The sequence below is a fragment of the Clostridium tarantellae genome, from assembly GCF_009295725.1.
Lineage (GTDB): Bacteria > Bacillota > Clostridia > Clostridiales > Clostridiaceae > Sarcina > Sarcina tarantellae.
The window spans coordinates 1-555 of the sequence record NZ_WHJC01000626.1 but is presented as its reverse complement, the minus strand read 5'-3'; the positions used below and the strand labels follow the sequence as shown (position 1 = coordinate 555).

Annotated in this window: 1 protein-coding gene; it reads right to left on the bottom strand. The window is 17.7% G+C overall.

Annotation, left to right across the window (positions count from 1 at the left end; translation table 11 throughout):
* On the bottom strand, positions 1–496 hold a 496-nt coding region (locus tag GBZ86_RS16680), incomplete at its 3' end, for a hypothetical protein (RefSeq protein ID WP_152892511.1).
* Positions 497–555: the final 59 nt, after the last annotated feature.

Below are 555 nucleotides of genomic sequence, written 5' to 3'. Positions count from 1 at the left end.
GTTTAATAATAGCTAAACAATTTATATAATCTTTTTTTTCTTTTATACTTACAAATTCTATAGTGGTATCTACTTCTTTTAATTGTTTTTCATAACTTGAAATAAATTTTTCATTGCCTAAAAATATTTTCCTTTTTTCAATATTATTTTCCTCATTATACTGTAATAATTCTTTAGATTTAATTAAAGATTTCTCTATCCATTCTTTAACTTTATTATAACTATCTTGTCCCCACTTAAAAGAAATAAAATCACAAAAACTTTTATTAATTATTAAAGAACTATATTTTTCTATATATTTATTTAATTTATTATTAGCATCTTCATTTGTAATCTCCTTAAAAGTATTAAAATCAGCTGCATACTCTTTATATATATTAACAACTTCACTTTTATTATCATTATAAAATCTTTCTACATCTTTATTATTTAATAAACTATCCATAAAATTTTCTAAAAAAATAGAATTATTATCTAAAGTTATATCTTTATGCATTTTATTGCTTTTTAAACATTCTTTGTATTTTTAAATAAATTTTTTTTCATACTCTATAT